The sequence below is a fragment of the Microbacterium bovistercoris genome (assembly GCF_003387575.1).
Taxonomy (GTDB): Bacteria; Actinomycetota; Actinomycetes; order Actinomycetales; family Microbacteriaceae; genus Microbacterium; species Microbacterium bovistercoris.
In genome coordinates this window covers 19,076-45,489 of the sequence record NZ_QUAB01000040.1, presented here as the reverse complement: position 1 = coordinate 45,489, position 26,414 = coordinate 19,076, and the positions used below count along the sequence as shown (strand labels likewise).

Genomic DNA, 26,414 nt, shown 5'->3' with positions numbered 1-26,414 from the left:
TTCGTCGCTCGCTCAACGACCGGGTTGTGGGACGGGCTTACTCGACCGGCTTCAGCTTCGACAGGATCTGCACGACCGCGGGCTGGGTCGGGTCGGCCGAGGCGTACTGGTCCTCCTCTGTCGGCCATCCGTCGTAGTTGCGGGTGTTGTACTCGCCCAGCAGCGGGTGCGAGCCCAGCGGAATCGCGGGCACGTCTTCGGCGAACGCCTTCTCCAGCACGGCGAGAGCGGCCTTGCGGTCGTCGTCGGACGACGCGTTGGCGTAGGTGTTCAGCGCCTCGGTGACGGCGGGGTTGTCGTACCGGCCGAAGTTGAACTGCGCCTTGCCGTCGACGATCCACTTCGGGTCCATGGTCGAGGTGTACAGGCCGTACGCGTTGCCGGTGTCCTCCAGCCAGTGGATGATCGCCTGGAAGGTGCCCTCCTGGCGGGCGGCGTCCCAGCCGCCCCAGTCGGGCTGGTCGACCTTGACCTCGATGCCCAGGCCCGCGTCGAGCTCCTCGGCGATGAGGGCCTGCTCGGTGTTCCAGTCGCTCCAGCCGGCGGGCACCGAGATCGAGAACGTGACGGGGGTGCCGTCGGGGTCGACGAGCTTCTCGTCCTTCCAGGTGTATCCCGCGTCGGTCAGGATCTGGCGGGCCTTGTCGATGTCCACCTCGTAGACCTCGCCCTCGTAGTCGGCCACGATCTCGTCGGCGAGCAGGTCGCCGAGACCGGTGACGCTCCACACCGGGGTGCTGGCGCCCTCGCGGGCGACGTCGACGTACGCCTGACGGTCGATGGTCCAGGCCAGAGCCTGGCGGAGCGCCGGGTCGTCGAACGGCTCGGTCTGCAGATTCATGAACAGGGTTCCCGCGCCGGCCGTGGGCGAGACGAGGAAGTGGTTGGCCTCGTCGGCGGCGAGGAAGCTGTCCTCGATCTGCGGGATGAACGCCTGCGCCCAGTCGGCATCGCCCGAGACGAGGGCGGTCGTGAGTGCGGCGTTGTCGCCGTACGAGACGTAGTGCAGCTCGGGAACGGCGAGTTCGCCGCCCCAGTAGTCCTTGTTCGCGGCGAGGGTGACCGACTCGGTCGACCAGTTGTCGAGCACGTACGGCCCGGTGCCGACGGCGAGGCCCTCACCGGTGAGCGGGTCGGTGTTCGGGTCTGCGATGCCCTCCCAGACGTGCTGCGGCACGATCGGCGTGTGCAGTACGCGCCCCTGAGCGGTGTACTTCGAGTCGCCGAACGTGATGGTCACCGCGTCTCCGTCGACGGCGATGTCCTGGATGTTCAGAGAGGACGTATCGGTGAGCTTGCCGCTCTGGATCATCCCGAACGTGAACACGATGTCGTCGGCGGTGAAGTCCTCGCCGTCACTCCACTTCACGTCCGAACGCGGCACGACGGTGAGCTGCGTGTAGTCGTCGTTCCACTCGACCGACTCGGCCAGCCACGGGGTGGTCCCGAGGTCGCCGGTCGGGTTGACCAGCGCGAGCGGCTCGAAGATCACCTTGGCGTAGCCGTACTTCGACGCCGACGAGTCGCCGAGGTACGGGTTGTGCGATTCAGTGGTGATCGCGCCGTCGGGCTTGGCGATCGTGAGTGCTGCGGTGCCGGCGGAGTTCTTCTCGCCGGAGTCACCGCCCGACGAGCATCCGGTCAGCACCGTGGCGCTGAGGGCGGCGATCGCGGACACCGCGATCAGGGTCTTCCTGAGCTTCATTGCATCTCCTTGGCACGGTCCATTGTGCTGTGGGTCGCCGGAGCGGGGGGCATCCGACGTTTCACTTACTTACGAGAAAGTAAGCTAGCGTGAGGTTACTCATCAGTAAGCTGAACGCGCAAGTGCAGGACCGCATCGACCGAGGAGGTGTGACCGGAACGTGACCAAGGAGAGCACCCGCATCCGCCGCGAGGAGGAGCGCGCGCGCAAGCGCACCGAGATCCTGAAGGCAGCGGTCGAGACCTTCGGCACGAAGGGCTCGGCGAACGGCACCCTCGCGGACATCGCCCAGCAGGTCGGCATGACGCACGCCGGCGTGCTGCACCACTTCGGCTCCAAGGAGAACCTGCTGCTCGAGGTGCTCGAGTACCGCGACCGCACCGACGTCGAGGGGCTCGCCGAGAAGCACATCCCCGGCGGTCCCGACCTGTTCCTGCACCTGGTGCGCACCGCGTTCCTCAACGCCCAACGGCCGGGAATCGTGCAGGTGTTCACCGTGCTGTCCGCGGAGTCGGTCACCGAGGACCACCCTGCGCGCCGCTACTTCGTGGAGCGCTACGCGATGCTGCGTCGTGACGTGCACGGCGCCTTCCGCGAACTGTGCGCGCAGGAGGGAGTGACCGACCTGGCCGCGATCGACATGGCGGCGGCGTCGATCCTCGCCGTGATGGACGGACTGCAGCTGCAGTGGCTGCTCGACCCGAAGGTGATCGACCTGCCTGCGGCCAGCGAGTTCGCCATCCGCTCGATCGTGAACGGCGTGCTCAGCCCTGCGCCTGAACTCGGCGCGTACAAGCGCTGACGCCCCTAGGCTCGGGGTCATGACCATCGACCTCGACGCGCTGTACACCGACCTGCACCGGCATCCCGAGCTGTCGTTCCAGGAGACCCGCACCGCCGGCATCGCCGCCGGCCACCTGCGCGACCTCGGGCTCGAGGTGCACGAGAACATCGGCATCACCGGCGTGATCGGCGTGCTCGCGAACCCTTCGACAGGCTCAGGGATCCAAGGCCCCGTCGTGTGGATCCGCGCGGACATGGACGCGCTGCCGGTGAAAGAGGACACCGGCCTGCCCTACGCGTCGACGGCGACCGGGGTCGATCCCGACGGCGACACGGTGCCCGTCATGCACGCCTGCGGCCACGACATGCACGTCACCGCGATGATCGGCGCAGTGGAGCGCCTCGTCGCCTCCCGTGACCAGTGGCACGGCACGCTCGTCGTGGTCATCCAGCCCGCCGAGGAGTACGGACAGGGTGCCAGAGCGATGCTCGACGACGGCGCGCTCGACCGCTTCCCCCGCCCCGACATCGTGCTCGGTCAGCACGTCACCCCGCTGCCGGCAGGCACCATCGGCCTGCGCCCCGGGCCTCAGATGTCGGCATCCGACGGATTGACAGTGACGTTCCACGGTCGTGGCGGGCACGGCTCCCGCCCGCAGGCGACGATCGACCCGATCGTGATGGCTTCGGCCGCCGTGATGCGGCTGCAGACCGTGGTCTCGCGCGAGGTCGACCCGCACGACCTCGCCGTGGTGACGGTGGGGTCGTTCCACGCCGGCACCAAGAACAACATCATCCCCGCCGAGGCGAAGCTTCAGCTCAGCCTGCGCTACCCCGATGAGGCGCTGCGCGAGAAGGTGCTCGAGAAGGTCGAGCGCGTGGTGCGCGCCGAGGCGCAGGCGTCCGGCGCGGAGCGCGAGCCCGACATCGAGACGCTGCACGTGCTGCCCGCCACGATCAACGACGCGGATGCCACGGCCCGCGTCGCCGCCGCGTTCCGGAGCGCCTTCGGCGAGGCATCCGTGATCGACCCCGGCCTGTTCACCGGCAGCGAGGACGTGTCCTGGTTCGCCAGGGACGCCGGAGTGCCGCTCGTGTTCTGGTTCTGGGGCGGTGCGGATGCGGAGAAGTTCCGCGCGGCCGCCGCCGCGGGAACGCTGGAGAAGGACATCCCCACCAACCACTCCCCGTTCTACGCGCCCGAAATGCACCCGACCATCGAGGTCGGCGTGGGCGCGATGGTCGCAGCGGCCCGCGAGTTCCTGGGATAGCTCCCGGCCGTTCAGGCCTCGAGCACGCGGTGGCCCGACTCGTGCGCTTCGCGGTGCAGCCGCTCCATGCGCTGGTCGAGTTCGCCGGCGGCGTCCGCGGCATCCGTCAGGCTCTGCACCAGGTGACCGGGCACGCGTCCGTCGAACTTGTAGTGGATCTTGTGCTCGAGGCTGGCCCAGAAGTCCATGGCGATGGTGCGGAACTGCACCTCGACCGGAACGGGCACAGGACCTGTGGAGAGGAACACGGGGACCTCGGCGATCACGTGCAGGCTGCGGTAGCCGTTCGGCTTCGGGTTCGCGATGTAGTCCTTGACCACGCGCACGGTCACGTCGTCCTGCCGGGTGAACAGGTCGAACAGCCGGTACACATCGGTGACGAAGCTGCAGGTCACACGCACGCCCGCGATGTCGGTGATCTCGCGGCGGATGGTGTCGAAGTCGGGCTCGATGCCCTTGCGCGCAACCTTCTCGACGATGCTGTCCGGCGACTTCAGCCTGCTCTTGAGGTGCTCGATCGGGTTGTAGGCGTGGTTGTAGAGGAACTCGTCGCGCAGGATCGAGATCTTTGTCTCGACCTCTCGCATGCCGAACTCGTACTCCCGCAGGAACCGCTGGAACTCGTCCCGAAGCTGCCTGGCCTCTTCGATCGCTTCGTCCGAGGCGGGTACCGTGCTCATGGCTTCGACGTTACGCATCCGTGATCGGAATCGGCTGGGTGTTGCGCCGTCACACCGCGATGGTGAGTGCGGCCGTGTAGCCGCCCGAGACGCTGCCCGTCATCGTCGCGATCTGGTGGATGCCGCCGTCGTCGCCGAAGACGTTGTCGCCGGTGAGCGTGACCTGCGAGGCGTTGCGCACGCTCTGCTCGTAGCCGCTGGTGGCGTAGACCTTGGCGTTGGCCTCCTCCGGCAGCGCGATCTGCGACGTCTTCACGATGGGACCGGTGGCCACTGCGGTGTCGACGTCCTCGTAGACCTCGAAGTGGATGTGCGGCCAGCGACCCGAGTAGCAGGCGGGGTAGATCGAGGTGAAGCGCACCGTGCCGTCCTCGTCGGTCTGCTGCACGCCGCGCAGGTAGTTCTCGTCCTTCGCGGCGTCGGAGTAGAGCGAGTAGTTGCCGTCGCGGTCGCAGTGCCAGAGGTACACGCCGGCGCCGGCGAGGGCCGAGCCCGTCGCGGCATCCCGCACCGTCAGCACGATCTCGAGGGACACGCCGGCGGCGGTCGTCTGCGAGGAGCCGAAGCTGGAGCGGATGTCGCTGCGGACGATGCCCGAGTCGTCGAGCACGTTCACGCCGTTCGATCCGTCCGCCGGATAAGGACCGGCGGTCTCATTCGGCACTTCACCCTCGAGCAGGTCGCTGTCGTCCTCGGCGGGAGGGGCGCCGCCCGGCGCCCCCTGCGGGGCTTCGGATGCCTCGGAGCCGGTGGTCTGCGGCGCGCAGGCCGCGAGCAGAGCCGTGGCGGCGATGCCGCCGAAGATGCCGAGGGCGCGGCGGCGGTCCACGAGGGTGCGGATGTCGTAGACCAGCCCGCGGTGGTCCTCGTCGATCGGATCGCCGTTCTCGTCGATCCAGCGTTCGTCGGTGCTCATGTGTCGCTCCTTCCGGCATCCTGCCTGTGCCCTTCAGGCAACCAGCATGCGCCGGAACTGTCCTGTGCGCGGGCTATGCGACGGATAAGGACCGCGAGACTTCCTTTTCTGCACGCGACGGTCGCGCCCTGACGCGGTCTGGTGCCGGCATGGAAGTCTCGCGGGCAGGCACCGGATGCCGGATACACGGAACGCCGCCCACCGTCGGATGACGGCGGGCGGCGTTCTTTGCGATCAGTTCGCGGGCGCGGCGTCCGCTGCGGGAGCGGCCGGAGAATCCGCGGACGGAGCGGCCGGAGCATCCACGGACGGAGCGGCCGGAGCGGGGGCATCCGCAGCCGGAGCCGGAGCGTCCGCGACCGGAGCGGGAGCCGGAGAAGCCGCCGGAGCCGGCGGGACCGGGGCGCCCTGCGCCTGGTACGCCGGGGGTGCGGGCTGGTCGCCCGGAGCCGGGGGCACCGGCACGAAGCCCTCGCCCTGCGCCGTCCCGAGGGTCGACGGGTCGTTCGGGTCGTAGGCCTGGGCCGATCCTTCGCGACGCACCTTCGCGGCAGCCATGAAGTACTGCACGACACCGACGATCGACAGGATCACGCCGGCCGCGAGCGGGTACCAGAAGATCGTGTAGGTGGTCTGCTCGGGCGGCGCGAACATCACCTGGAAGAACGGGATCGCGGCGCCGACGACGAACACGCCGGCCCACAGCACGACCATCCAGCGCAGCTTCTTCAGCGACGGCTGCTGGACGTTGCCCTTCTTGTCGGCCTTGGCCGGCAGTAGCCCCTCCTGCTTGCGGGTCAGCAGCGCGAAGACGAGCGTCAGGATCAGGAACACGACGGAGATGATCAGGATGACCAGCCACAGGCCGACCGTCGGGTCCGCCATGCGCGCTTCGGGCGCGGTCTCGAGGAATTCGTTGTACTCGTCGACCGTGGTGTTGTAGGCGTCGAGTGCCGCGTTGAAGTCGGTCTCGGCCTGGCCCAGCGCCGCCTGGTCCTCCGCGCTGATCGCTGCGGAGATGCCCGACGCCGCCTCCGCCATGTCGCCGGCCTCACCGGAGAAGGCGTTCGCGTAGTCGGCGAACTGGCCGCTCGCGCTGTCGGCCACCTGCTTGTAGTCGCTTTCCGCCTTCTCCGCAGCGGCCGCGAAGGCGTCGGCGGCGGCCACGACATCCTCGACGGGTGCGCTCTGGTCGCTGTACGCGTCGTAGAACGTGCTCGCGGCAGTGGTCAGCGTGTCGTCCACGGCGATCAGGTCGTCGGTCGTGTCCGCCGACGCCGGCACGGCGGCTCCGACGGCGATCAACAGGCCCGCGAGGATCGTGACGATCCCGACGCGGGCGCGCGTCATTGTTCCAGCCATAAGGCTTCTTCCCCCTCATCCGCTTGTCGCGGCACGATGATCGGCGGCCGTTCACCGCCCGTAGAACCCTATGGGACAGCTGGGAGCTTCCTGAAACCGGTGGCATGGGGAGAACTGCCCATGCGCGTGCCCGGCTCCTACGCGTCGCGCGAGCGCCAGAGCAGCCAGACGAAGTACGGGGCGCCGATCAGCGCCACCACGAGACCCGCGGGGATCTGCGCAGGGGCGAGCACGGTGCGGCCGATCGTGTCGGCGACGCCGACGAGCACGGCGCCGAGCACGGCGGCGACCGGGATCACCCGGGCATTGCGCGCGCCGACCAGCGCCCGGGCCGCATGCGGGGCGACCAGGCCGACGAATCCGATCACGCCGACGGCGACCACACTCAGCGCGGCGAGGACCGCGGCGGTGACCAGCAGCGCCAGGCGCACCGGCTCGAGCCGCACGCCGACCAGGCGGGGGGTGTCCTCGTCGAGGGCGAGCACGTCGAGTTCGCGGTGCCGCATCATCGCGAACGGCAGCGCGATCACGAGCACGATCGCGAGCGGGATGACCTGCTCCCAGATGCGGCCATAGGTCGTGCCGGACAGCCACGTGTAGACCTTCGGGGTGTCCCAGGGGTTGCTGCGCAGCAGCACGAACGTGGTCAGCGCGGTCGTGCCGTACCAGACGCCGATGCCGATCAGGATGAACCGGTCGGCTCCCAGCCCTCCCTTCCACGCCAGCAGGTACACGAGCGCGAAGGCCAGCAGGGCGCCGGTCACGGCGGCGACGAGCATGCCGAACGTGGACGCCGTGGCGCTCGTGATCACGAGCACCGCACCGAGCCCCGCACCGCCGGTGATGCCGAGCAGCCCCGGCTCGGCGAGCGGGTTGCGGCTGACCGCCTGCGTGATGCCGCCGGCCACCGCGAGCGCTGCGCCGGCGAGCACCGCGGCGATCACCCGCGGCGCGCGCTCATCGAGCGCGAAGCCGATCTGCGGTGGCGCGATCCCCTGCAGCCAGAGCAGGATGTCGCCCGTGAGCAGCGACGTGCTGCCGAGCAGCAGACCTCCCACGACCACCGCGCACAGCACGGCGATGCCCACGAGCAGGGTGATCCGGTACCGCACCGCGCCGCGCGTGCGGAACCGGATGGTCGGCGGCTGCCGGGTCGGACCCGAGTCGCGCAGCCTGCGGGCCATGATGATCAGCACGATCGCGCCGAGCACGGTGGTGGCGACGCCGGTCGGCACGGCGATCGCCCCTTCCGCCCCGATCAGCAAGCGCAGCACGGCGTCGGCGGCGATCACGACGATCGCGCCGATCAGTCCCGCGGTCGGCAGCAGCAGGACGTGCCTGCCGAGCGCCGGCACCAGCCGGGAGAGCAGGCGGGCGAGCACCGGAGCGCACAGGCCGATGAACCCGATGGGCCCGGCCAGAGTCACGGCGGTCGCGGTGAGCACGACGGCGAGCAGGATGCCGGATGCCCGGGTCGAGCGGATGGGCACGCCCAGCGAGGATGCGGTGTCGTCGCCGAGTGTTAGCACGTCGAAGCGACGCGACATCACGAGCGCGAGGACGGTGGCGACGACCACGATGGGTGCGGCCCGCAGGAACGACTCCAGCCCGAGCTGCGACAGCGTGCCGCTGCCCCAGGCGAGCAGTCCCTTCGTCTCCTCGGCGAACAGGATGAGCATCGTGGCCGTGCCCGCCTGGAAGGCCATGGCCAGCGCGGAACCCGCGAGCACGAGGCGCGTGGTCGACGTGCCCGCTCCCCCTGCGAGACCCAGGACGAGGGCGGCGGCGACGAGCCCCCCGGCGAACGCCACCGCCCCCGAGGCCCAGATCGGCACCGAGACGCCGAACGCGGCCACTGCAGTCACGGCGAAGTACGACCCTCCGGTGACGCCGAGCGTGTCGGGCGACGCGAGCGCGTTGCGCGACAGCGACTGCATGATCAGGCCGGCGACGCCGAGCGCGAACCCGACGGCGACGCCGGCGGCGAGCCGCGGGATGCGCGACCCCCACAGCACGTCCCCCTCCGGGAACAGCGCACCGCTGGTCCCCTGGGTCAGGTGCCAGGCCGACACCCCCACCAGCACGACCACCAGTGCGAGGAGCACGCCGACAGCGGCGAAGCGCTGCGAGACACCGGCGGCAGCGTCACCGGCATCCCTCGATGGGATGCCGGCGACGTCAGTGCCTCTACTACTAACCGCGTTCACCTACTGAACAACCTTCCGAGCGAAGCGATGGACACATCCGGGGAGCTGAAACGCCTTTCGTCTCGCTCCGCTCGCTCAATGACCGGGGACGGACTCAGCCCTTGATCGCGTCGACGTAGGCGTCGATGATCTGCTCGGCCGAACGCGGGCCGCCGAAGGTCCAGATGCCGCCGGGGAACGCGAAGGTGCGATCCTCCTTCACCGCGGGGATGGACGCCCACGCCGGGTTCTGCTTCGCCGCGTCGACGAAGCTCTCCGAGTCGGGGTCCGTGGTGCCGGTGTAGAACAGGCTCGCGTCTCCGATCGTGGTCATGCCCTCGACATCCGTCTGGCCGAGTCCGTACGCCGGGTCGACCTCGCCGGTCCAGGCGTTGGTGAGGCCGAGCTCCTCGCCGAGCTCGCCGATGAGCGAGCCCTGGCCGAACGGCCGCAGCGACACGTTGCCGCCGTCGACCCAGCCGTCGAAGAACACGAAGTCGGTCACGGCGGGCTCCGCGTCCTTCACCTCGGCCTTGGCGTCGGCGAGGTGCTTCTCGAACTCGGCGGTCACCTCGTCGGCACGCTCGCCACGGCCGGTGGCCTGCGCGATGAGGTCGAAGGTCGACAGCATCTGCGCGATCGGGTCCTTGGCGTCGGCCCCGAGGGTGGCGAGCACGGGCACGCCGTACTTCTCGAGCTGGGCGATGATCGCGTCGTCGCGGGTGTACGCCTCGACGATGACGAGGTCGGGCTTGGTGGCGAAGATCGCGTCCAGGTTGGGCTCCTGGCGGGTGCCGACATCCTTCACGCCCTCGGGCAGCTCCTCGGCGGTGTCCCAGGTGGAGTAGCCCTTGGCGTCGGCGACGGCGACCGGGGTGACGCACAGGGTCAGCGCGTCCTCGATCTGCTGCCACTCGAGCACGGCGACCCGCTCGGCGGGCTTGTCGAGCTCCACGGTGCGACCGAAGGCGTCGGTGAGCGTGACGGGATCGCTCGAGGTCTTGACGTCCTTGCACTCGTCGCTCGCGGCGGCGGGTGCGTTGGACGAGGTGGGCTCTTCGACCGAGGTGGTGCCGCAGCCGGCGAGAGCCAGGGTGAGGGCGCCGAGGACGGCGAGGGCGGCGAGGGGCTTGTTCATTCGGGTTTCCTTTGGGTGGACGGTGAGTCGTCGTCGGGCATGGTGCGTCAGGGCCCGTCGCAGTCGTCGGGCCCCTCCGAGGCGTTGTGGTCAGGCGGGGGCGCGGATGTCGAGGGCAGGGGCGGGGCGAGGGCGCTCGTGATGGCGGCCGCGAGGGATGACGCGCACCCGGCCGCTGTCCGCGTCGAGCACGGTGTCGATGCGCAGGCCGTACACCTCGGTGAGGTTCTCGCCGGTGAGCACGTCCTGCGGCAGGCCCGCGGCGTGGACGCGACCGCGGTGCAGCAGCACGACACGGTCGGCGACGGATGCCGCGTGATCGAGGTCGTGCAGCACGACGCCGAGCGCGGTGCCGTGGTCGGCGAGGTCGCGCACCAGGTCGAGGGTCTCGATCTGATAGCGCAGGTCGAGGTGGTTGGTGGGCTCGTCGAGCAGCAGGATGCCGGTGCTCTGCGCCAGTGAGGTGGCGAGCCAGACGCGCTGCAGCTCTCCTCCGGAGAGCTCGTCGACGGGGCGGTCCGCCATCTCGGCGAGGCCGGTCAGTTCGAGGGCGCGGGCGATCGCGGACCGGTCGTCATCGGAGAAACCGGAGAAGCGGCTGCGATGCGGGTGCCGTCCGTAGGCGACCACATCGCGCACCTCGAGCCCCGAGGGGTGCGGCCGCGACTGGGACAGCATCGCGACGGTGCGGGCGAACTCCTTCGCCGAGAGGGATGCCGCGTCCTTGGCATCCGCGTGGCCGCCGATGCGGACCGTGCCGGAGTCGATGCCGTGCAGCCGGGCGAGGGCGCGCAAGGCGGTGGACTTGCCGCTGCCGTTCGGGCCGATCAGGGCGGTGACGAGTCCCGGCTCGAGGTGCAGGGACACGCCGTGCACGACCTCTGTGCGTCCATAGCTGAGGACGAGGTCGTCGCCGTGGAGTTCGTCGGCGCGAGGCTGCCGGATGGCGTCGTGGTGCTTCACGTTAGGGAAGCCTAACCTATAGTGGAGTTGTGAGCCACCCCGCCTACCGGACCTATTCCACGACCGTCGCCCGGATCTCGGCGCTCTCCCCGAACTTCACGCGCATCACCCTGCGCGGTGACGACCTGGAGCACTTCGCCACCGATGGCCTCGACCAGCGCATCAAGCTGATCATCCCGTTCGCCGACGGCACGATCACCGACGTAGGGCAGTTCGATCCGTCCGAGGAGATGTACGGCTGGTACCGGCGCTGGCGGGAGCTCCCCGATGAACAGCGCAACCCGATCCGCACCTACACCGTGCGCGCCGTGCGCCCCGCAGCCCGTGAGATCGACGTCGACTTCGTGCTGCACGGCACCGAGGGCCCGGCATCGGCCTGGGCCACCGGCGCACAGGTCGGTGACCCTCTCTTCGTGGTCGGCCCCGATGCCCGCGCCGAGGAGCGCGGCGGACTCGAGTGGAAGCCCGGCGATGCGGGCACGGTGCTCATCGCCGGCGACGAGACAGCAGCGCCTGCGATCTGCGCGATCGTGGAGTCGCTGCCGACCCATGTCAGCGGGGAGGTGTTCATCGAGGTGCCCAGCACGGATGACGCCCTCGCGCTCGACTGCCCGGACTCCGTGCAGGTGACCTGGCTCGGCCGCGACGGCGCCCCGCACGGCGAGCGCCTCACCTCCGCCGTGCATGCCTGGGGAACCCGCCGCGCTTCGGCAGCCTCAGCATCGCCCGCCTCGGTTCCTGAGCGAGCGAAGCGAGACGAAGGGCCGGCCTCCGAAGAGAACGACGACATCCTCTGGGAGGTTCCCGAAGCGGCATCCGGCACCGAGTACGCGTGGCTGGCCGGCGAGGCGGGCACCATCACCTCGCTGCGCCGGCACCTGGTGCGCGACCTGAGCATCGACCGCCGCTCGGTCGCCTTCATGGGCTACTGGCGGACGGGCCGCGCCGAAGCATCCTGACGCGGCTCGCGAGCGTCACTCAGCTGCTGGCCGGAGAGGATGCCGGGCAGGCCGCGACCGTTCCGCGTGAAGAACAGCATCGCGCACGCCACCACGGTGAGCAGCCAGGACAACGCCCCGAACAGGCCGCCGAGCAGGCCGATCGCCGAGAGACCGGCGACGCCGCCGGCCCAGCGCAGCAGGCGGGGCAGCGGCTGCTGCATCCGGCTGCCGGTGTAGCGCAGCTGCACCGCGAAGTCGCCGATCGACTGTCCGGTGGCGAGGATCACGACCAGCCACAGCACCACCGCGGCCGCGGTGCCGATGAAGCCGGCCACCACGCCCTCCGTCATCGTCTGTCGGTCGCGCAGCACGTAGCCGATGAACAACTGCGCACCGATCGAGACGCCCACCGTGACGAACCAGAAGCCGAGTCCGTCGCACAGCATCGCGAGCGCGCGGCGTCCGCGGGTGACGGGCCGCGGCATCCCGGCATCCGGAGACGGGGTCGTGCCGCGGTACGCACGGGGCACCACGAGTCCGGCCACTGAGCCGAGCACGGCTCCGGTGGTGTTCGTCATCAGGTCGCCGACGTCGAAGAACCGGTACGCGCACGGGTACAGACCCCACACGCCGGTCAGCTGCGTGGTCTCGATGAACAGCGACAGCCCGAATCCGATGAACAGGGCGACCAGGATGCCACGTCCGCCGATCACCCGTACGAAGAACCCGAGCGGCACGAACAGCAGCACGTTGAACACCAGCTGCAGGATCGCCGGGTTGGTGATCGTGCGTCCCGGCTCCGAGATCGCCTTCCGGATGTCGCGCACGACCGACATCGGGTCGGTGATCGCGCCCACGCACCGGATGCTGTCGGGGTCGGGCAATGGCAGCAGTGTGTAGGTCCAGATCGCCCAGAAGTAGATGAGCGCAGCCAGCCAGAGCAGTAGACGGCCTGCGGAGAGACGACCGCGGCGGCGGTAGCTGACCGCGACGAAGGGCACGAACAGGAGGAGGCCGATGCCGACGCCGATCGCGATCGCGAGCACGCCGAGCATGATCTGATCCTGCATGCCACGAGTCTATTCCGAGGCGTTCAGGATGCCGGATTGCACCTCGGTTCCCGCAGGCGTAGTGTCGCCGTTCGTGATAGACGAAGAACGCCCCGCGGAGGGGCGTGCGCCCGAGCCGGCGCCCATCGGCGATGTCGTCCAGCGCGAGCACGCTCCTGACGGCTCGGAGGCGCCTCTGATCGCCAAGCGTCTGCTGCTCGGCGACCCGCTCTCTACAGAGAAGGCCAACGAGCAGCTGCTGCCGAAGCGCATGGCGCTGCCGATCTTCGCCTCCGACGCACTGAGCTCCGTGGCGTACGCGCCGCAGGAACTGCTGATGATCCTGCTCATCGGCGGCACGGCCTTCCTCACCCTGAGCCCCTGGGTCGCGGCCGCCGTCGTGCTGCTGCTGATCGTCGTCGTGCTGAGCTACCGGCAGATCATCAAGGCCTACCCGTCGGGCGGCGGAGACTTCGAGGTGACGCAGAAGAACCTCGGCGAGATCCCCTCGGTGATCGTGGCAGCGGCGCTGCTCGTCGACTACGTGCTCACCGTCTCGGTGTCGATCGCATCGGGCGTGGACAACATCATCTCGGCGGTGCCGGCGCTGAACCCCGCCCGCGTGGAGCTCGCGGTCGGCTTCGTCATCCTCATCGTGATCGTGAACCTGCGCGGCGTGCGCGAGGCATCCGCCGTGTTCGCGGTGCCGACGTACATCTTCATCGGCTCCGTGCTCGTGATGATCGTCTCCGGTCTGGTGCGCACGGTCTTCGGCAACGCCCCGGTCGCGGCGAGCGCCGAGTACGCCGTGCATGCCGAGAGCCTCGGGCAGGCGGCGATGATCCTGCTGATCCTGCGCGCGTTCTCGAGCGGATGCTCCGCCCTGACCGGCGTCGAAGCTGTGTCGAACGGCGTCCCCGCGTTCCGCATCCCCAAGGTGCGCAACGCGCAGATGACGCTGTCGATGATGGGCCTCATCGCCATCACCCTGTTCGCGGGACTCACCGCGCTCGCCCTCATCTCGGGCGTGCACTACGCCGAGAACGCCTGCGACCTGATCGGCTTCGACTGCTCGAACCCGCAGCCCAGCCTGATGGCGCAGGTCGCCGCCGCGACCTTCGGGCCGGGCAGCATCATGTTCTTCATCATCCAGGCGGCGACCGCGTGCGTGCTGCTGCTCGCAGCCAACACGGCGTTCAACGGCTTCCCGCTGCTCGGGTCGGTGCTGGCCCGTGAGGGCTACGCTCCGAAGGCCCTGAACACCCGTGGCGACCGTCTCGTGTTCTCGAACGGCATGATCCTGCTGGGCATTGCGGCGATGGGCGTGCTGGTGGTGTTCCAGGCGAACCTCACCAGCCTCATCCAGCTGTACATCATCGGCGTGTTCGTGTCGTTCTCGCTGGGCCAGATCGGCATGGTGCGGCACTGGAAGCGCCTGATCCGGGAGCACCGGGACGCCGGCACCGCCGTGCCACGCGACATCTTCCTGAGCATGAGCGTGAACCTCGTCGGCGCGGTGATGACCGTGTCGGTGCTGGTGGTCGTCACGGTGACGAAGTTCACCCACGGCGCGTGGATGGTGTTCCTCGCCATCCCGCTGCTCGCCCTGCTCATGGTCGGCGTGAAGCGCTACTACCGAGACGTCGAGCACGAGATCACGATCGACGACACCACGCACTTCGGCTCCGAGGGCGATGTGGCGATCGTGCTCGTGAATCGGCTTCAGAAGCCGGTGATCAAAGCGATCGACTACGCGATCGCCGCGAGCCATCAGAAGACCGTGGCTCTTCACGTGGCCACAGACGCGCATGACGGCGAACAGCTGCAGCGGGAGTGGGCGCAGCACCGCATCCCCGTGCCGCTTGTCATCGTCGAGTCGCCGTACCGCACCTACGCGCAGCCGGTCGAGGCGTACATCAAGAAGTACCGCGAGAAGCACGGCCCGTCGGTGGTCACCGTGTATCTGCCGCAGTACATCGTCGGGCACTGGTGGGAGAGCGTGCTGCACAATCGCCGCGCCCGCCGCATGGCCAACCAGCTCATGCTCGTGCACGGCGTGTCGATCACGCTGGTGCCGTGGCTGCTCGACTCGTCGGAGCTCATCTACGGCCGCCGCTCCCGCCCGGTCCCGGGCCAGGAGCGCGCCGGCCGTCCCGTCACGCAGGCCGCCGGGCGGCGCGCACACCGGGATGCCGGGCCGCCGGACGGCGACGCGCGAGGTTGAGGAGACCACACCCCTCCGCGCCTCCCCGGGCCGAGCCGCCGGGACTGCTCACCGAGCAGGGCAGGTGCAACCGCGTGGTGGCCTGAAGCCCCTGAAGCTCCGGTCTCACTCGTTGTGGGTGTTTCGGCTCAGCACCCACATCTGTTGAGACCGGAACTGGGGATCACCCACATCCGTTGAGACCGGAACCAGGGGAAACTCGGATGTCGGTCAGAAGCCGCCGCTCGTGGGGCCGCCACCGCTGCGCGCACGGGCGACGCGGATGCCTCGCTGAGACGCCGGGAAGCGGGCGAGCATCGCGCGCAGCTCGGCTGCGTCGACGTCGGCGCCGAACGCCTCGGCGCCGGGCTCGAACATGATGCCGGCGCTCAGCGGTCCCGCGATCACCGGATCGAAGCCGAGCGCGTCCACGAGTCGCGCGACGACGTCGAGGTCGGCAGGATCGTCGCCGGCGATCGCGATGGCCTTGCGATCCGCCGCTCCGGCGGGCCGGGCGTCGTCCTCCAAATCGTGATATCCCACGTGGCTGAGAGCCTTCACCACCCGGGCATCCGACAGGTACGCCTGCACGGTCTCGCTGGTCGTGGTGCGCAGGTCGTCGAGCTCGGGACGGATGCCGTCCGACCCCCACCAGTAGTTCATCGCGTCGATCACGAGCTTTCCGTGCAGGGCATCCGCCGGGATGCTGCGGTACTTGCCGAGCGGAAGCGCGAGGATCACCGCATCCGCCTGCTCCGCGACTTCGCGCGCAGTGAGCGCCGTGGCGCCGACGCCGCGCGCCGACGCGCGGATCAGTGCGGGGTCACCGGAACCGGCCAGGAGCACCGCCATGCCGGCATCCGCCGCGAGCCGTGCGAGGACGAGGCCCACCCGCCCGGCACCGAGGATTCCGAGCGTGCCGATCATGCCTCGATCGTATTGCCGCGACGGGGCGTCGGGAGTAGACCTGGAAGGCCCAATGAGAACGGAGCAGGTCATGACCTACCGCATCGGATACCTCATCGGAAGCCTGGCGAGCGACTCGATCAACCGGGTGCTCTCGAAGGCGCTGGTGAAGCTCGCGCCGGACGATCTCGAGATGTTCGAGATCCCGATCCGCGACCTGCCCATCTACAACCGGGACGACGAATACAGCCCGGGTCCGGCGGTGACCGCGTTCAAGCAGGCGGTCGAGAGCGCGGACGGATTGCTGTTCATCTCGCCGGAGTACAACCGCTCGATCCCCGGCGCGCTCAAGAACGCGATCGACATCGGTTCCCGGCCGTGGGGACAGAACTCGTTCGCCCGCAAGCCCACCGGCATCATCGGCGCCTCGGCCGGTGCGATCGGCACGGCGGTGATGCAGTCGTCGATGCGCAGCGTGCTGAGCTTCCTCGACGCCCCGCAGCTGAACGCTCCGGAGGCCTACATCCACTTCGATCCCGAGGTCTTCGCCGCCGACGGCACCGTCTCGAACGAGAGCACCGCGCAGTTCCTCGCGCACTACATGTCGGAGTACTCGGCGTTCGTCGCCCGGGTGCTCTCCAGCGCGCTGCCCGGTCACATGGGCGACTCCGATCCGGAGGTCATGCACTGAGGGACTGATCCCGCTTCTGCACCGGAAGCGGGCGGTCGCCGGCAGCGGGGGCGGATGACGAGTCCGCCCCCGCAGTCCGGTCACGCGGCGACGAGTCCCGCGTCCTCGGTCGAGGTGGCCAGCGCCTCGTGCACATGGAAGCGGCCGTCGTAGCGCCCCTCCGGCAGGCTGTCCAGACGCGCCCTGTCCTCGGAGCCGAGACCGTCGCGCGCCCCCTCACGAATGAGGTCGTCCTTCATCGCGGGGAACTCCATCGCCGTCAGGAAGCGATCGAGTGCGGGCGTGAGCGTGTTCATCGTGTTCTCCTTCCGTGATCGGTGTTTCTCCGGCGGGGGTGGGGACTCCTCTCCCACCCCTTCCGGACGTCAGGCAGCGATCTCCTGGCGGCGCTCTGCCTGCTCCACGGCGATCTTCCTCGGCTTGGCGCGCTCGCTCACCGGGATGATCACCGACAGGACCCCGCTCTCGTACGAGGCGCTGATCCCGTCGACGTCGACCCCGTCACCGAGCGTGAACTGACGCAGGAACGAGCCACCACTGCGCTCACGTGAGATCCAGCGCATGCCCTCGCCGCTGTCGGGCGTGCGCTGCGCACGGATCGACAGCTGCGACCCGTCGACGTCGATGTCGATGGAGCCGGGATCGACGCCGGGCAGGTCCGCATGCAGGACGTAGCGGTCGCCGTCGCGGAAGAGATCCACCGGCATGAAGCGCGGCGTGCGCGCGGAATCGAGCACGCTCGCGGCGAAACGATCGAGTTGGCTGATCGGGTCGAAGGTCATTCCCATGATTTCTCCTCTCTTGCGGCCCATGTCGGGCTTGTGGTGTATGGTGCAAGTAATCTGCACCGCAGGATGTAGATTTTTTATAGATCAAAGACCTATCGATCGCAAGCAGCTCTCAGGGAACTCGCAGACATGGCAGAACGAACCTCACGCACACCGCTGTACGGCATCGCGGTCGCCGCGCAGCTGGTCGACATGCCGGAGGCCACGCTTCGCCTTTTCGAGCAGAAGGGTCTGCTCGAACCCTTCCGCAGCGACGGCGGCACCCGCCGATACAGCGACGACGACATCGAACGACTGCGCCGTGCAGGCAGGCTGCGCGACGAGGGCATGAACATCGCGGGCATCGGTCGAATTCTCGATCTCGAGGACGAGAACGCAGGCCTGCGCGAGGAGCTCGCCGCAAAGCGCGAGGAGCGCGACATCTGATCCGCGCAGTGCGAGTGGATGGAGGGCTGAACTACGGCCTGCTCGCAGAGGAGCGACCGAGCACTCCGTCCGGGCGTTGAGCATGGACGCTCAGCGGGCGGTCATCTTCTCCGGCCGCAGGTCCAGCCGCCGTAGGGACTGGGCGTTGAGCGCCACGACGATGGTGGACAGGCTCATCAGCACCGCACCGACCGACATCGGCATCACGAACCCGATCGGCGCCAGCACGCCGGCCGCGAGCGGCACCGAGATGAGGTTGTACCCGGCGGCCCACCACAGATTCTGCTTCATCTTGCGGTAGCTCGCCCGCGACAGTTCGATCACCGACAGCACCGAACGCGGGTCGTCGGAGGCCAGGATGACGCCGGCCGACGCGATCGCCACATCCGTTCCGGCGCCGATCGCGATGCCGACATCCGCCTGCGCGAGAGCCGGAGCGTCGTTCACGCCGTCGCCGACCATCGCGACCTTCTTGCCCTCCCGCTGCAGTTCGGCGACCTTCGCGGACTTGTCCTCGGGACGCACGCCGGCGAAGACGCGCTCGATACCGAGCTCGGATGCCACCGAGTGTGCGACAGCCTCGGCATCGCCGGTGATCATGACGACCTCGACGCCCTTCGCCCGCAGCGCCTCGACGGCCTCGCGCGACTCGGAACGGATCTCATCGGCCAGCTTCAGCCCGCCGACCACCTCGCCGTCGCGCACGACGTGCAGGATGATCGCGCCGTCGGTGCGCCATTCCGCAGCATCCGGAACCTCGGACGCACCGAGTTCCTCGAGCAGCCTCGGGCCGCCGACACGAACCTCGCGCCCGTCGACCGTCGCCGTCACGCCGACGGCGGGCGACGACGCGAAGCCGGTGGCCTTCGCGAGCGTGAGGTGGGATGCCGCGCGGACGATCGCCTTCGCGAGCGGATGCTCGCTGTCGGCCTCGGCGGCCGCGGCGAGCGCGAGCACCTCGTCCGACGTGTGATCGCCGACCGGCGCGACACCGGTCACGGTGGGCTCGCCCTTGGTGAGAGTGCCGGTCTTGTCGAACAGGACCGCGTCGATGTCGCGCATACTCTCCAGCGCCAACCGGTCCTTGACGAGCACACCGGCGCGCGCCGCCCGCTCTGTGGCGATCGACACGACCAGCGGGATGGCGAGCCCGAGAGCGTGGGGGCAGGCGATCACGAGAACGGTGATCGTGCGGATGACGGCCTCGTCGGGCAGCCCGATGATCGACCACACGATCGCCGTGATCGCCGCCGCCCCGAGTGCGAACCAGAACAGCCAGGCCGCCGCCCGGTCGGCCAGGCGCTGCGCGCGCGAACTGGACGCCTGCGCGTCGGCGACGAGCTTGCGGATGCCGGCCAGCGCGGTGTCGTCGCCGGTGGCGGTGACCTCGACACGCAGTCCGGAGTCGGTGGCGACCGTTCCGGCGGTGACCTGGTCACCGGCGCCGCGCGATACTGTGCGGGACTCGCCGGTGAGCATGGACTCGTCCATGTCGGCACGGCCGTCGACGATCCGTCCGTCGGCGGGGACGCTGCCGCCGGGGCGGACGATGACGACGTCGCCGACGCGCAGATCGGTCGGAGAGACCTTCGTGACCTCGTCGCCGTCGACCCGCTCGGCCTCGTCGGGCAGCAGCGCCGCCAGCGAGTCGAGCGCGGAGCTGGTCTGCGCGAGCGACCGCATCTCGAGCCAGTGCCCGAGCAGCATGATGACGATCAGCAGCGCGAGCTCCCACCAGAACTCGAGTTCGTGATGCAGGATCCCCAGGCTCGCACCCCAGGACGCCAGGAACGCGACGGTGATCGCCAAACCGATCAGCAGCATCATCCCGGGCTTGCGCGCCTTGAGCTCGGACACCGCGCCGGTGAGGAACGGGCGGCCGCCCCAGACGTACATCACGGTGCCGAGCACCGGAGCGACCCAGCGCGCCCATGCCGGGACTTCGTAGCCGAGGATCATCGCGAACATCGGCGACAGTGCGACGACGGGGACGGCGATGATCAGGTTGATCCAGAACAGCCGCCGGAACTGCCCGACGTGGTCGCCGTGACCCGCGTGACCGGCGTGACCCGCGTGCCCGGTGTGAGCGTCGTGACCCGCGTGAGCGCCGTGGCCCGCGTGCATGTCGTGTCGGGCGTGCCCCTCGTGCGCGGGCTGTGAGAGTTTCGTCTCGCTCGTTCCTCGCTCGCTCAACGATCCCGTGGCGTGCCCGGCGTGCATGTCGTGGCCCTCGTGCTTGTCCATGTTCATCACAACGAAAATACCCCCCTGGGGTATTCCCGCACAAGGGGTCCCAGAGGGGTATGGACGAGATGATCAGCGGAACCGGCGCAGCCGCAGGCTGTTCCCCACCACGAAGACACTCGAGAAGGCCATCGCCGCGCCCGCGATCATCGGGTTCAGCAGCCCGAGCGCCGCGAGCGGGATCGCCGCGGTGTTGTACGCGAAGGCCCAGAACAGGTTGCCCTTGATCGTGCCCAGAGTGCGTCGCGAGAGCCGGATCGCGTCCGCCGCCGCGCGCAGGTCGCCGCGCACGAGGGTGATGTCGGATGCCTCGATCGCGACATCCGTGCCGGTACCCATCGCCATGCCGAGGTCGGCCTGCGCGAGTGCGGGAGCGTCATTCACGCCGTCGCCGACCATCGCGACGATCCTGCCCTCGCCCTGCAGTCGGGCCACGACCGAGAGCTTCTCCGCCGGCAGAACCTCGGCGATGACCTCGGAGATGCCGACCTGTGCGGCGATGTGCCGCGCGGCCGCCTCGTTGTCGCCGGTGAGAAGGATGGGCGTGAGCCCGAGCTTCACGAACGATGCGACGGCCTCGGCCGAGGTCTCCTTCACACGGTCCGACACGACGATCACACCACGCGCCTCACCGTCCCAGGCCACGAGCACCGCCGTCTGGCCGGATGCCTCGGCCTGCGCCTTGGCGTCGAGCAGGTCCTGCGAAGGGTGGACTGCCCAGTCCTCGAGCAGCGAGAGCCGTCCGACGAGCACCGCGTGCCCGTCGACGACACCGGTGACGCCGCGCCCCTCCACGTTCTGGAACGACTCGACCTCGGGGAGGACGACGGGACGCCCTTCGTCTCGCGGCTCCGCGGTTCCTGAGCGCCCTTCGTCTCGCTTCGCTCGCTCAGGAGCCGGTGAGGCTACTGCAGCCTTCGCGATCGCCTGGGCGATCGGGTGCTCGCTGGCGTCCTCGATCGCGCCGGCCAGGCGCAGCAGCTGCGCAGCATCCGTCCCCTCGGTGGGAATCACGGACGCCACCGACATGCGCCCCTCGGTCACCGTGCCGGTCTTGTCGAGCACGATCGTGTCGACGCGGCGGGTGGACTCGAGCACCTCGGGCCCCTTGATGAGTATGCCCAGCTGGGCTCCGCGGCCGGTGCCGACCAGCAGCGCGGTCGGGGTCGCCAGACCCAGGGCGCACGGGCAGGCGATGATCAGCACCGCCACCGCGGCCGTGAAGGCCATGCTCCAGTCGCCCGAGATCACGGCCCAGGCGACCAGCGTCACCAGGGCGATGCCGATCACGATCGGCACGAAGACGCCCGAGATGAGGTCGGCGAGGCGCTGCACCTCGGCCTTGCCGGACTGCGCCTCCTCGACCAGCCGCGCCATCTGCGCGAGCTGGGTGTCGGAGCCGACCCGCGTGGCACGCACCACCAGTCGACCGCCGGCGTTCACGGTCGCGCCGGTCACGGCGTCACCCGGGCCGACCTCGACCGGCACGGACTCGCCGGTGATCATCGACGCGTCGACCGCGCTCGTCCCCGAGCTGACCACGCCGTCGGCGGCGATCTTCTCGCCGGGGCGCACGACGAACTCGTCTCCGACGCGCAGCTCCTCGATGGGGACGCGCACCTCGACGCCGCCGCGCAGCACCGCGACATCCTTCGCGCCGAGCTCGAGGAGCGCGCGCAGCGCAGCCCCCGCCTGCCGCTTCGCGCGCTTCTCGAAGTAGCGGCCCGCAAGCACGAACGTCGTCACGCCCGCGGCGACCTCGAGGTAGATGTTCCCGGCGCCGTCGGTGGGCGTGACGGTCCAGGAGAACCCGTGGCTCATGCCCGGCATCCCGGCGGTGCCGAAGAACAGCGCGTACAGCGACCACAGGAACGCGGCCGAGGTGCCGAGGCTGATCAGCGTGTCCATCGTGGCCGCGCCGTGGCGCAGATTCACCCAGGCGGCGCGGTGGAACGGCCAGGCGCCCCACACGATCACCGGCGCGGCGAGGGCGAGTGACGCCCACTGCCAGTAGGTGAACTGCAGCGCGGGGATCATCGCCAGCAGGATCACCGGCACGCTCAGCACCGCCGAGCCGATCAGGCGCTGCCGCAGCGAGCGCAGCTCCGGGTCCTCGGACTCCGATCCGTCATCCGCACGATCCTTCGGCGCGGCCGGCAGCTGCGCGGTGTACCCGGCGTTCTCGACCTCGGCGATGAGCACCGCCGGGTCGAGATCGCCGTCGACGCTGACCTGCGCCTTCTCGGTCGCGTAGTTGACCGTCGCAGTGACGCCGTCGAGCTTGTTGAGCTTCTTCTCGATGCGCATCGCACAGGACGCACACGTCATCCCGCCGATGGCGAGTTCGATGCGATTGTCTGCTGCTGCGGTGCTCATGATTCGGATGCTCCGGTCTCGGTGGATGGACGGGTATGGGTCAGGCCGCGACGGCGCGGTAGCCGGCCTCGTCGACGGCGGCGATCACGGCGGCCGCATCGACGGATGCCGCGGAGGTGACGATGAGCTTGCCGGTCTGCGCGCTGACATCGACGCCTTCGACGCCGGCCACCTGCTGGACCTCCTTGCGGACGGACATCTCGCAGTGCCCGCAGGTCATCCCGGTCACCTGGAACTCGGTCGTGGTCATGGTTCGCACCTTTCTCGATCTGACTCAGAGTACCCCCCTGGGGTACGGTCTCACCAGCATACAAGAAGATACCCCCCTGGGGTATTCCCAGAGGGGTATCTTCTTTCGAGAACCCCGTTCAGGGGGTGTCGCCCACCGCGTGCGGTCGCGGCACCGCGAGCATCGTCCCGGTCTGGGTGAACTCGTCCTGGATCTCCTCGTTGTGCTTGTAGGTGAACAGGCTCACCACGATGGCCGCGATGAACGCGAACACGAACGCCGGCAGCAGTTCGTACAGCCCGGTGTTGAGCGGCTTCCAGATGAACACCGTCGCCGCGCCGACGAACATGCCGGCCAGCGCGCCCCAGTTGGTGAGCCGGCGCCAGAACAGGCTCAGCAGGATGATCGGGCCGAACGCGGCACCGAATCCCGCCCACGCGAACGACACCAGACCGAGCACCGTGTCATTCGGGGTGATGGCCAGCAGGATCGCGATGATCGCGACCACCAGCACGGCCATCCGTCCCATCAGCACGAGCCGCTTCTGCTCGGGCGGCGTCTTCTTGAACACCTTGTAGAGGTCCTCGACCAGGGCCGACGAGCACACCACGAGCTGGCTCGACACCGTGCTCATGATCGCCGCCAGCACCGCCGCCAGCACCAGCCCGGCCACGAACGGATGCAGCAGAGTCCGCGACATCACCAGCACCACGGTCTCGGGATCGTCGAGGGTGATGCCCTTGCTCGCCATATAGGCGACTCCCACGAGACCCGAGATCACGGCACCCGCCATCGACACGATCATCCAGGAGATGCCGATCCGGCGCGCGCTCTTCGCCTCCTGCGGCGAGCGCAGCGCCATGAAGCGCACCACGATGTGCGGCTGTCCGAAGTAGCCGAGCCCCCAGGCAAGCGCCGACACGATCGCCAGCGCCGTTCCGCCGGTGACGGTCTCGGTGCCCATCAGCGACAGGAAGCCCGGGTCGCGCTCCGAGTCGATCAGCGTCGCCGTCTCGTCGAGGCCGCCGATCGCGATCACCGCCGCCACGGGGACCACGATCAGCGCGACCACCATCATGAGCCCCTGGACCACGTCAGTGAGGGATGCCCCGAGGAATCCGCCGAACAGGGTGTAGAGCAGGGTGATGCCGCCGACCAGCAGCATCCCCCAGAGGTAGTCGCCATTGAACGACCCCTCGAAGAACTTGCCGGCGGCGACCATGCCCGACGAGATGTACAGCGTGAAGAACACCAGGATGACGACGCCGGAGAGGATGCGCAGCATCCGGGTGCGGTCGCGCAGCCGGTTCTCGAAGAAACTCGGCACGGTGATCGAGTTGCGCGAGACCTCGGTGTATGCGCGCAGGCGCGGCGCGACCAACAGCCAGTTCAGGTAGGCGCCGATCGTCAGGCCGATCGCGATCCACGCCTCGATCAGGCCGTTGAGGTAGATGACGCCCGGAAGACCCATCACGAGCCATCCGGACATGTCGGCGGCGCCGGCGCTGATCGCCGCCACCCACGGCGGCAGGTTGCGTCCGCCGAGCATGTAGTCCTCGTGATCGTCGGTGCGCTTGTACGCGAACCACCCGATCAGGAGCATCCCGGCGAAGTACACGCCGAGCGCCACGTAAGTGAAGATCGAATCGGACATCATCGTCCCTTCCGCGATGCGGCGCACCGCTTCGCGCTCCACCCTGCCAAAGCAGGCGCGCGAGCGCGATACCCGAGACGGCGCGGCGGCTTCGCCGGCCGCGCCGCCTCATCGCGGATCACTCGACGAGCTTGCCCGCGACCTCGTCGGATGCCGCCTTCTCGGCGAGCTCGCGGAACGAATCGGGCGCTTCGGGCAGGGGCTCGAACTCGACGCCGCCGTCGGGCGTCCAGATCATGTTGCCGCGCAGCGCGGGATCGGTCTCGGGGAAGTCGGCGCGATTGTGGCATCCGCGGGTCTCACGGCGCTCGATCGCCGACTCGAGGGTGGCGCGGGCGGCCAGCAGCGAACCGAGCAGGTCGAAGGCGTGCGCGAGGTCGTCGAAGCCGGCGATGTCGGGATGCGCGGTGACGTTCTGCGCGCGCTCCTCGAGCTCGGCGAGCTTCACGAGCCCCGCGCGGAGCGACTCCTCGGTGCGGATCACGCCGGCGTGCTCGGTCATCAGGTCGCGCACGGCGCGCTGCAGCCGCCGCGGCGTCTCGGCGCCGGTGCTGTGCAGGAAGCCCTGCAGTTCGACGCGCGCCGCGGCGACGGCCTCCGGGTCACGTCGCACCTCGGTACGGCCGCGCACGTAGTCGGCCGCGGTCTCGCCGGTGATCCGGCCGTAGACCATGAGTTCGATGAGCGAGTTGCCACCCAGCCGGTTCGCACCATGCAGGCCGCTGGATGCCTCGCCGATGGCGTACAGCCCCTCGACTCCGGTGCCGTGGTCCTCGGCCCGCACCCACACGCCGCCCATCGAGTAGTGCGCCGTAGGCGCCACCTCCATGGGCTGCTCGGTGATGTCGAGCATCTGCAGATCGATCATCGCCCGATACAGGCGCGGCAGCTTCTCGAGGACCTGCTCGCGCGGCAGGTGCGAGACGTCCAGCCAGACGCCGCCCTTCTCGGTGCCGCGGCCCTCGGCGATCTCGGTGTAGTTCGCCAGCGCGACCCGGTCGCGGGTGGACAGCTCTCTGCGCTCGGGGTCGTAGCGCTCCATGAACCGCTCGCCCACGGCGTTGGTGAGGATGCCGCCCTCGCCCCGCGCCGCCTCGGACACGAGTGTGCCGGCCGCGTCGTCGGGTTCGAGCAGCCCGGAGGGGTGGAACTGCACCAGCTCGGCGTCCCGGATGCGGGCGCCGGCCAGGGCGGCGAGACGGAACGAGTCGCCGGTGTTCTCATCGCGACGCGACGAGGTGTACCGCCAGATGCGGGTGTGCCCGCCGGCAGCGAGGACCACCGCGTCGGCGTGGATGACGACGGGCGTTCCGTCCACGATGTCGAAGCCGTAGGCGCCGAACACCGTGCCGTCGGCCGTGAGGATGCGAGTGATGTAGACGGTGTCGATGATGGGCACTGCGAGTTCGGCGGCGCGGCGCACGAGCGTGCGCTGGATCTCGAGGCCTGTGTAGTCGCCGGCGTAGGCGGTGCGGCGGTAGGTGTGGGCCCCGAAGAAGCGCTGGCTGATGCGACCGTCGGCCTCGCGGGCGAAGGGCATGCCCCACCGCTCGAGATCTTCGATGCCGCGGGCCGCGTTCCGGGCCACGACCTCGACGATCTCAGGGTCGGCGAGGAAGTACGACTCGCGCAGAGTGTCGGCGGCGTGCTGCTGCCAGGAGTCCTCGGGGTCCATCGTGCCGAGCGCGGCGTTGATGCCGCCGGCGGCGAGGGTGGTGTGCGCGTCGTGCTTGCGGCGCTTGCCGACGGCGAGCACCTGGATGCCGCGTTCGGCGAGTTCGATGGATGCGCGGAGGCCGGCACCGCCGGTGCCGATCACGAGGACGGAGGTGGTGAGGTGGCGTTCTGCGGGTTGTGGGGAGACCATGCGTTCCACGCTAGAAATCCGCTCACGATCCCGCCA

At 69.3% G+C, this 26,414-nt stretch carries 22 protein-coding genes; 6 read left to right on the top strand and 16 right to left on the bottom strand.

Annotated features, from left to right (window positions below):
* Positions 1-37: 37 nt before the first annotated feature.
* Positions 38-1,705 (bottom strand): ABC transporter substrate-binding protein, encoded by a 1,668-nt coding sequence (locus DY023_RS08870; RefSeq protein ID WP_116241976.1) that lies wholly within the window; start codon positions 1,703-1,705, stop codon positions 38-40.
* A gap of 160 nt (positions 1,706-1,865) precedes the next feature.
* On the opposite strand from DY023_RS08870, the gene DY023_RS08865 reads away from it, so the two are divergent.
* Together DY023_RS08865 and DY023_RS08860 are read left to right on the top strand one after the other, a co-directional pair.
* Positions 1,866-2,507: a TetR/AcrR family transcriptional regulator gene (locus tag DY023_RS08865; RefSeq protein ID WP_116241975.1), complete on the top strand. Its 642-nt coding sequence runs from the start codon at positions 1,866-1,868 to the stop codon at positions 2,505-2,507.
* 19 nt (positions 2,508-2,526) lie between these two features.
* Positions 2,527-3,759, top strand: coding sequence for an amidohydrolase (locus DY023_RS08860; protein ID WP_116241974.1), 1,233 nt, complete (start codon positions 2,527-2,529; stop codon positions 3,757-3,759).
* Positions 3,760-3,770: 11 nt separating this feature from the next.
* Here DY023_RS08860 and DY023_RS08855 read toward each other — a convergent pair whose 3' ends face one another.
* From DY023_RS08855 to DY023_RS08830, 6 genes are all read right to left on the bottom strand, one after another.
* Positions 3,771-4,439, bottom strand: coding sequence for a GTP pyrophosphokinase (locus DY023_RS08855; protein ID WP_116241973.1), 669 nt, complete (start codon positions 4,437-4,439; stop codon positions 3,771-3,773).
* A 49-nt stretch (positions 4,440-4,488) separates the two neighbouring features.
* Positions 4,489-5,355, bottom strand: a complete 867-nt coding sequence (locus tag DY023_RS08850) for an intradiol ring-cleavage dioxygenase (RefSeq protein ID WP_116241972.1) — start codon at positions 5,353-5,355, stop codon at positions 4,489-4,491.
* A 234-nt stretch (positions 5,356-5,589) separates the two neighbouring features.
* The gene (locus tag DY023_RS17990; protein ID WP_181905781.1) at positions 5,590-6,705 is read right to left on the bottom strand and encodes a hypothetical protein; all 1,116 of its coding nucleotides are present in this window, start codon (positions 6,703-6,705) and stop codon (positions 5,590-5,592) included.
* Between the two features lie 149 nt (positions 6,706-6,854).
* Entirely contained in the window at positions 6,855-8,924 is a 2,070-nt protein-coding gene (locus DY023_RS08840; RefSeq protein ID WP_281271916.1) for an iron ABC transporter permease, read from the bottom strand.
* A 94-nt stretch (positions 8,925-9,018) separates the two neighbouring features.
* Entirely contained in the window at positions 9,019-10,041 is a 1,023-nt protein-coding gene (locus tag DY023_RS08835; protein ID WP_116241971.1) for an ABC transporter substrate-binding protein, read from the bottom strand.
* A gap of 90 nt (positions 10,042-10,131) precedes the next feature.
* Positions 10,132-11,004: an ABC transporter ATP-binding protein gene (locus DY023_RS08830; RefSeq protein ID WP_245958639.1), complete on the bottom strand. Its 873-nt coding sequence runs from the start codon at positions 11,002-11,004 to the stop codon at positions 10,132-10,134.
* 29 nt (positions 11,005-11,033) lie between these two features.
* On the opposite strand from DY023_RS08830, the gene DY023_RS08825 reads away from it, so the two are divergent.
* Positions 11,034-11,963 carry a siderophore-interacting protein gene (locus DY023_RS08825; protein ID WP_116241970.1) on the top strand — a complete coding sequence of 310 codons (930 nt, stop codon included), beginning with the start codon at positions 11,034-11,036 and terminating at the stop codon, positions 11,961-11,963.
* Here DY023_RS08825 and DY023_RS08820 read toward each other — a convergent pair.
* A complete protein-coding gene (locus DY023_RS08820; protein ID WP_116241969.1) occupies positions 11,930-13,015 on the bottom strand; it encodes a VanZ family protein in 1,086 nt (361 codons plus the stop codon). The genes DY023_RS08825 and DY023_RS08820 overlap by 34 nt on opposite strands.
* Before the next feature lie 250 nt (positions 13,016-13,265).
* Between DY023_RS08820 and DY023_RS08815 the strand changes: the two genes are divergently transcribed.
* Positions 13,266-15,218 (top strand): APC family permease, encoded by a 1,953-nt coding sequence (locus DY023_RS08815; protein WP_245958643.1) that lies wholly within the window; start codon positions 13,266-13,268, stop codon positions 15,216-15,218.
* A gap of 210 nt (positions 15,219-15,428) precedes the next feature.
* Here the strand turns inward: DY023_RS08815 and DY023_RS08810 are convergent, their stop codons facing one another.
* The gene (locus DY023_RS08810) at positions 15,429-16,124 is read right to left on the bottom strand and encodes an NADPH-dependent F420 reductase (protein WP_116241967.1); all 696 of its coding nucleotides are present in this window, start codon (positions 16,122-16,124) and stop codon (positions 15,429-15,431) included.
* A gap of 70 nt (positions 16,125-16,194) precedes the next feature.
* On the opposite strand from DY023_RS08810, the gene DY023_RS08805 reads away from it, so the two are divergent.
* The gene (locus DY023_RS08805) at positions 16,195-16,794 is read left to right on the top strand and encodes an NADPH-dependent FMN reductase (protein ID WP_116242016.1); all 600 of its coding nucleotides are present in this window, start codon (positions 16,195-16,197) and stop codon (positions 16,792-16,794) included.
* Between the two features lie 80 nt (positions 16,795-16,874).
* Here DY023_RS08805 and DY023_RS08800 read toward each other — a convergent pair whose 3' ends face one another.
* Together DY023_RS08800 and DY023_RS08795 are read right to left on the bottom strand one after the other, a co-directional pair.
* Complete coding sequence (locus DY023_RS08800; RefSeq protein ID WP_116241966.1) at positions 16,875-17,090, bottom strand: DUF2795 domain-containing protein; 216 nt, start codon at positions 17,088-17,090, stop codon at positions 16,875-16,877.
* A 69-nt stretch (positions 17,091-17,159) separates the two neighbouring features.
* Positions 17,160-17,582: an Hsp20/alpha crystallin family protein gene (locus DY023_RS08795; RefSeq protein ID WP_116241965.1), complete on the bottom strand. Its 423-nt coding sequence runs from the start codon at positions 17,580-17,582 to the stop codon at positions 17,160-17,162.
* 129 nt (positions 17,583-17,711) lie between these two features.
* Here DY023_RS08795 and DY023_RS08790 point away from each other — a divergent pair, with 129 nt between their 5' ends.
* The gene (locus DY023_RS08790; protein ID WP_116241964.1) at positions 17,712-18,008 is read left to right on the top strand and encodes a MerR family transcriptional regulator; all 297 of its coding nucleotides are present in this window, start codon (positions 17,712-17,714) and stop codon (positions 18,006-18,008) included.
* Between the two features lie 90 nt (positions 18,009-18,098).
* On the opposite strand, the gene DY023_RS08785 is transcribed toward DY023_RS08790, so the two are convergent.
* From DY023_RS08785 to DY023_RS08765, 5 genes are all read right to left on the bottom strand, one after another.
* The gene (locus DY023_RS08785) at positions 18,099-20,132 is read right to left on the bottom strand and encodes a heavy metal translocating P-type ATPase (protein WP_245958642.1); all 2,034 of its coding nucleotides are present in this window, start codon (positions 20,130-20,132) and stop codon (positions 18,099-18,101) included.
* 192 nt (positions 20,133-20,324) lie between these two features.
* Entirely contained in the window at positions 20,325-22,628 is a 2,304-nt protein-coding gene (locus DY023_RS08780; RefSeq protein WP_116241963.1) for a heavy metal translocating P-type ATPase, read from the bottom strand.
* A 40-nt stretch (positions 22,629-22,668) separates the two neighbouring features.
* Positions 22,669-22,878 (bottom strand): heavy-metal-associated domain-containing protein, encoded by a 210-nt coding sequence (locus tag DY023_RS08775; RefSeq protein ID WP_116241962.1) that lies wholly within the window; start codon positions 22,876-22,878, stop codon positions 22,669-22,671.
* Between the two features lie 118 nt (positions 22,879-22,996).
* Positions 22,997-24,511, bottom strand: coding sequence for a sodium/proline symporter PutP (gene putP, locus DY023_RS08770; protein ID WP_116242014.1), 1,515 nt, complete (start codon positions 24,509-24,511; stop codon positions 22,997-22,999).
* A 118-nt stretch (positions 24,512-24,629) separates the two neighbouring features.
* Positions 24,630-26,378, bottom strand: a complete 1,749-nt coding sequence (locus tag DY023_RS08765) for an L-aspartate oxidase (RefSeq protein WP_116241961.1) — start codon at positions 26,376-26,378, stop codon at positions 24,630-24,632.
* Positions 26,379-26,414: the final 36 nt, after the last annotated feature.

Excerpts from the sequence above, each read along its gene's own strand:
- DY023_RS08870 (WP_116241976.1), bottom strand. The coding sequence starts at position 1,705 with ATGAAGCTCAGGAAGACCCTGATCGCGGTGTCCGCGATCGCCGCCCTC.
- DY023_RS08860 (WP_116241974.1), top strand. The coding sequence starts at position 2,527 with ATGACCATCGACCTCGACGCGCTGTACACCGACCTGCACCGGCATCCC.
- DY023_RS08855 (WP_116241973.1), bottom strand. The coding sequence starts at position 4,439 with ATGAGCACGGTACCCGCCTCGGACGAAGCGATCGAAGAGGCCAGGCAG.
- DY023_RS08850 (WP_116241972.1), bottom strand. The coding sequence starts at position 5,355 with ATGAGCACCGACGAACGCTGGATCGACGAGAACGGCGATCCGATCGAC.
- DY023_RS17990 (WP_181905781.1), bottom strand. The coding sequence starts at position 6,705 with ATGACGCGCGCCCGCGTCGGGATCGTCACGATCCTCGCGGGCCTGTTG.
- DY023_RS08835 (WP_116241971.1), bottom strand. The coding sequence starts at position 10,041 with ATGAACAAGCCCCTCGCCGCCCTCGCCGTCCTCGGCGCCCTCACCCTG.
- DY023_RS08820 (WP_116241969.1), bottom strand. The coding sequence starts at position 13,015 with ATGCAGGATCAGATCATGCTCGGCGTGCTCGCGATCGCGATCGGCGTC.
- DY023_RS08815 (WP_245958643.1), top strand. The coding sequence starts at position 13,266 with ATGGCGCTGCCGATCTTCGCCTCCGACGCACTGAGCTCCGTGGCGTAC.
- DY023_RS08810 (WP_116241967.1), bottom strand. The coding sequence starts at position 16,124 with ATGATCGGCACGCTCGGAATCCTCGGTGCCGGGCGGGTGGGCCTCGTC.
- DY023_RS08805 (WP_116242016.1), top strand. The coding sequence starts at position 16,195 with ATGACCTACCGCATCGGATACCTCATCGGAAGCCTGGCGAGCGACTCG.
- DY023_RS08800 (WP_116241966.1), bottom strand. The coding sequence starts at position 17,090 with ATGAACACGCTCACGCCCGCACTCGATCGCTTCCTGACGGCGATGGAG.
- DY023_RS08795 (WP_116241965.1), bottom strand. The coding sequence starts at position 17,582 with ATGGGAATGACCTTCGACCCGATCAGCCAACTCGATCGTTTCGCCGCG.
- DY023_RS08790 (WP_116241964.1), top strand. The coding sequence starts at position 17,712 with ATGGCAGAACGAACCTCACGCACACCGCTGTACGGCATCGCGGTCGCC.
- DY023_RS08785 (WP_245958642.1), bottom strand. The coding sequence starts at position 20,132 with ATGCACGCGGGCCACGGCGCTCACGCGGGTCACGACGCTCACACCGGG.
- DY023_RS08780 (WP_116241963.1), bottom strand. The coding sequence starts at position 22,628 with ATGAGCACCGCAGCAGCAGACAATCGCATCGAACTCGCCATCGGCGGG.
- DY023_RS08775 (WP_116241962.1), bottom strand. The coding sequence starts at position 22,878 with ATGACCACGACCGAGTTCCAGGTGACCGGGATGACCTGCGGGCACTGC.
- putP (WP_116242014.1), bottom strand. The coding sequence starts at position 24,511 with ATGTCCGATTCGATCTTCACTTACGTGGCGCTCGGCGTGTACTTCGCC.
- DY023_RS08765 (WP_116241961.1), bottom strand. The coding sequence starts at position 26,378 with ATGGTCTCCCCACAACCCGCAGAACGCCACCTCACCACCTCCGTCCTC.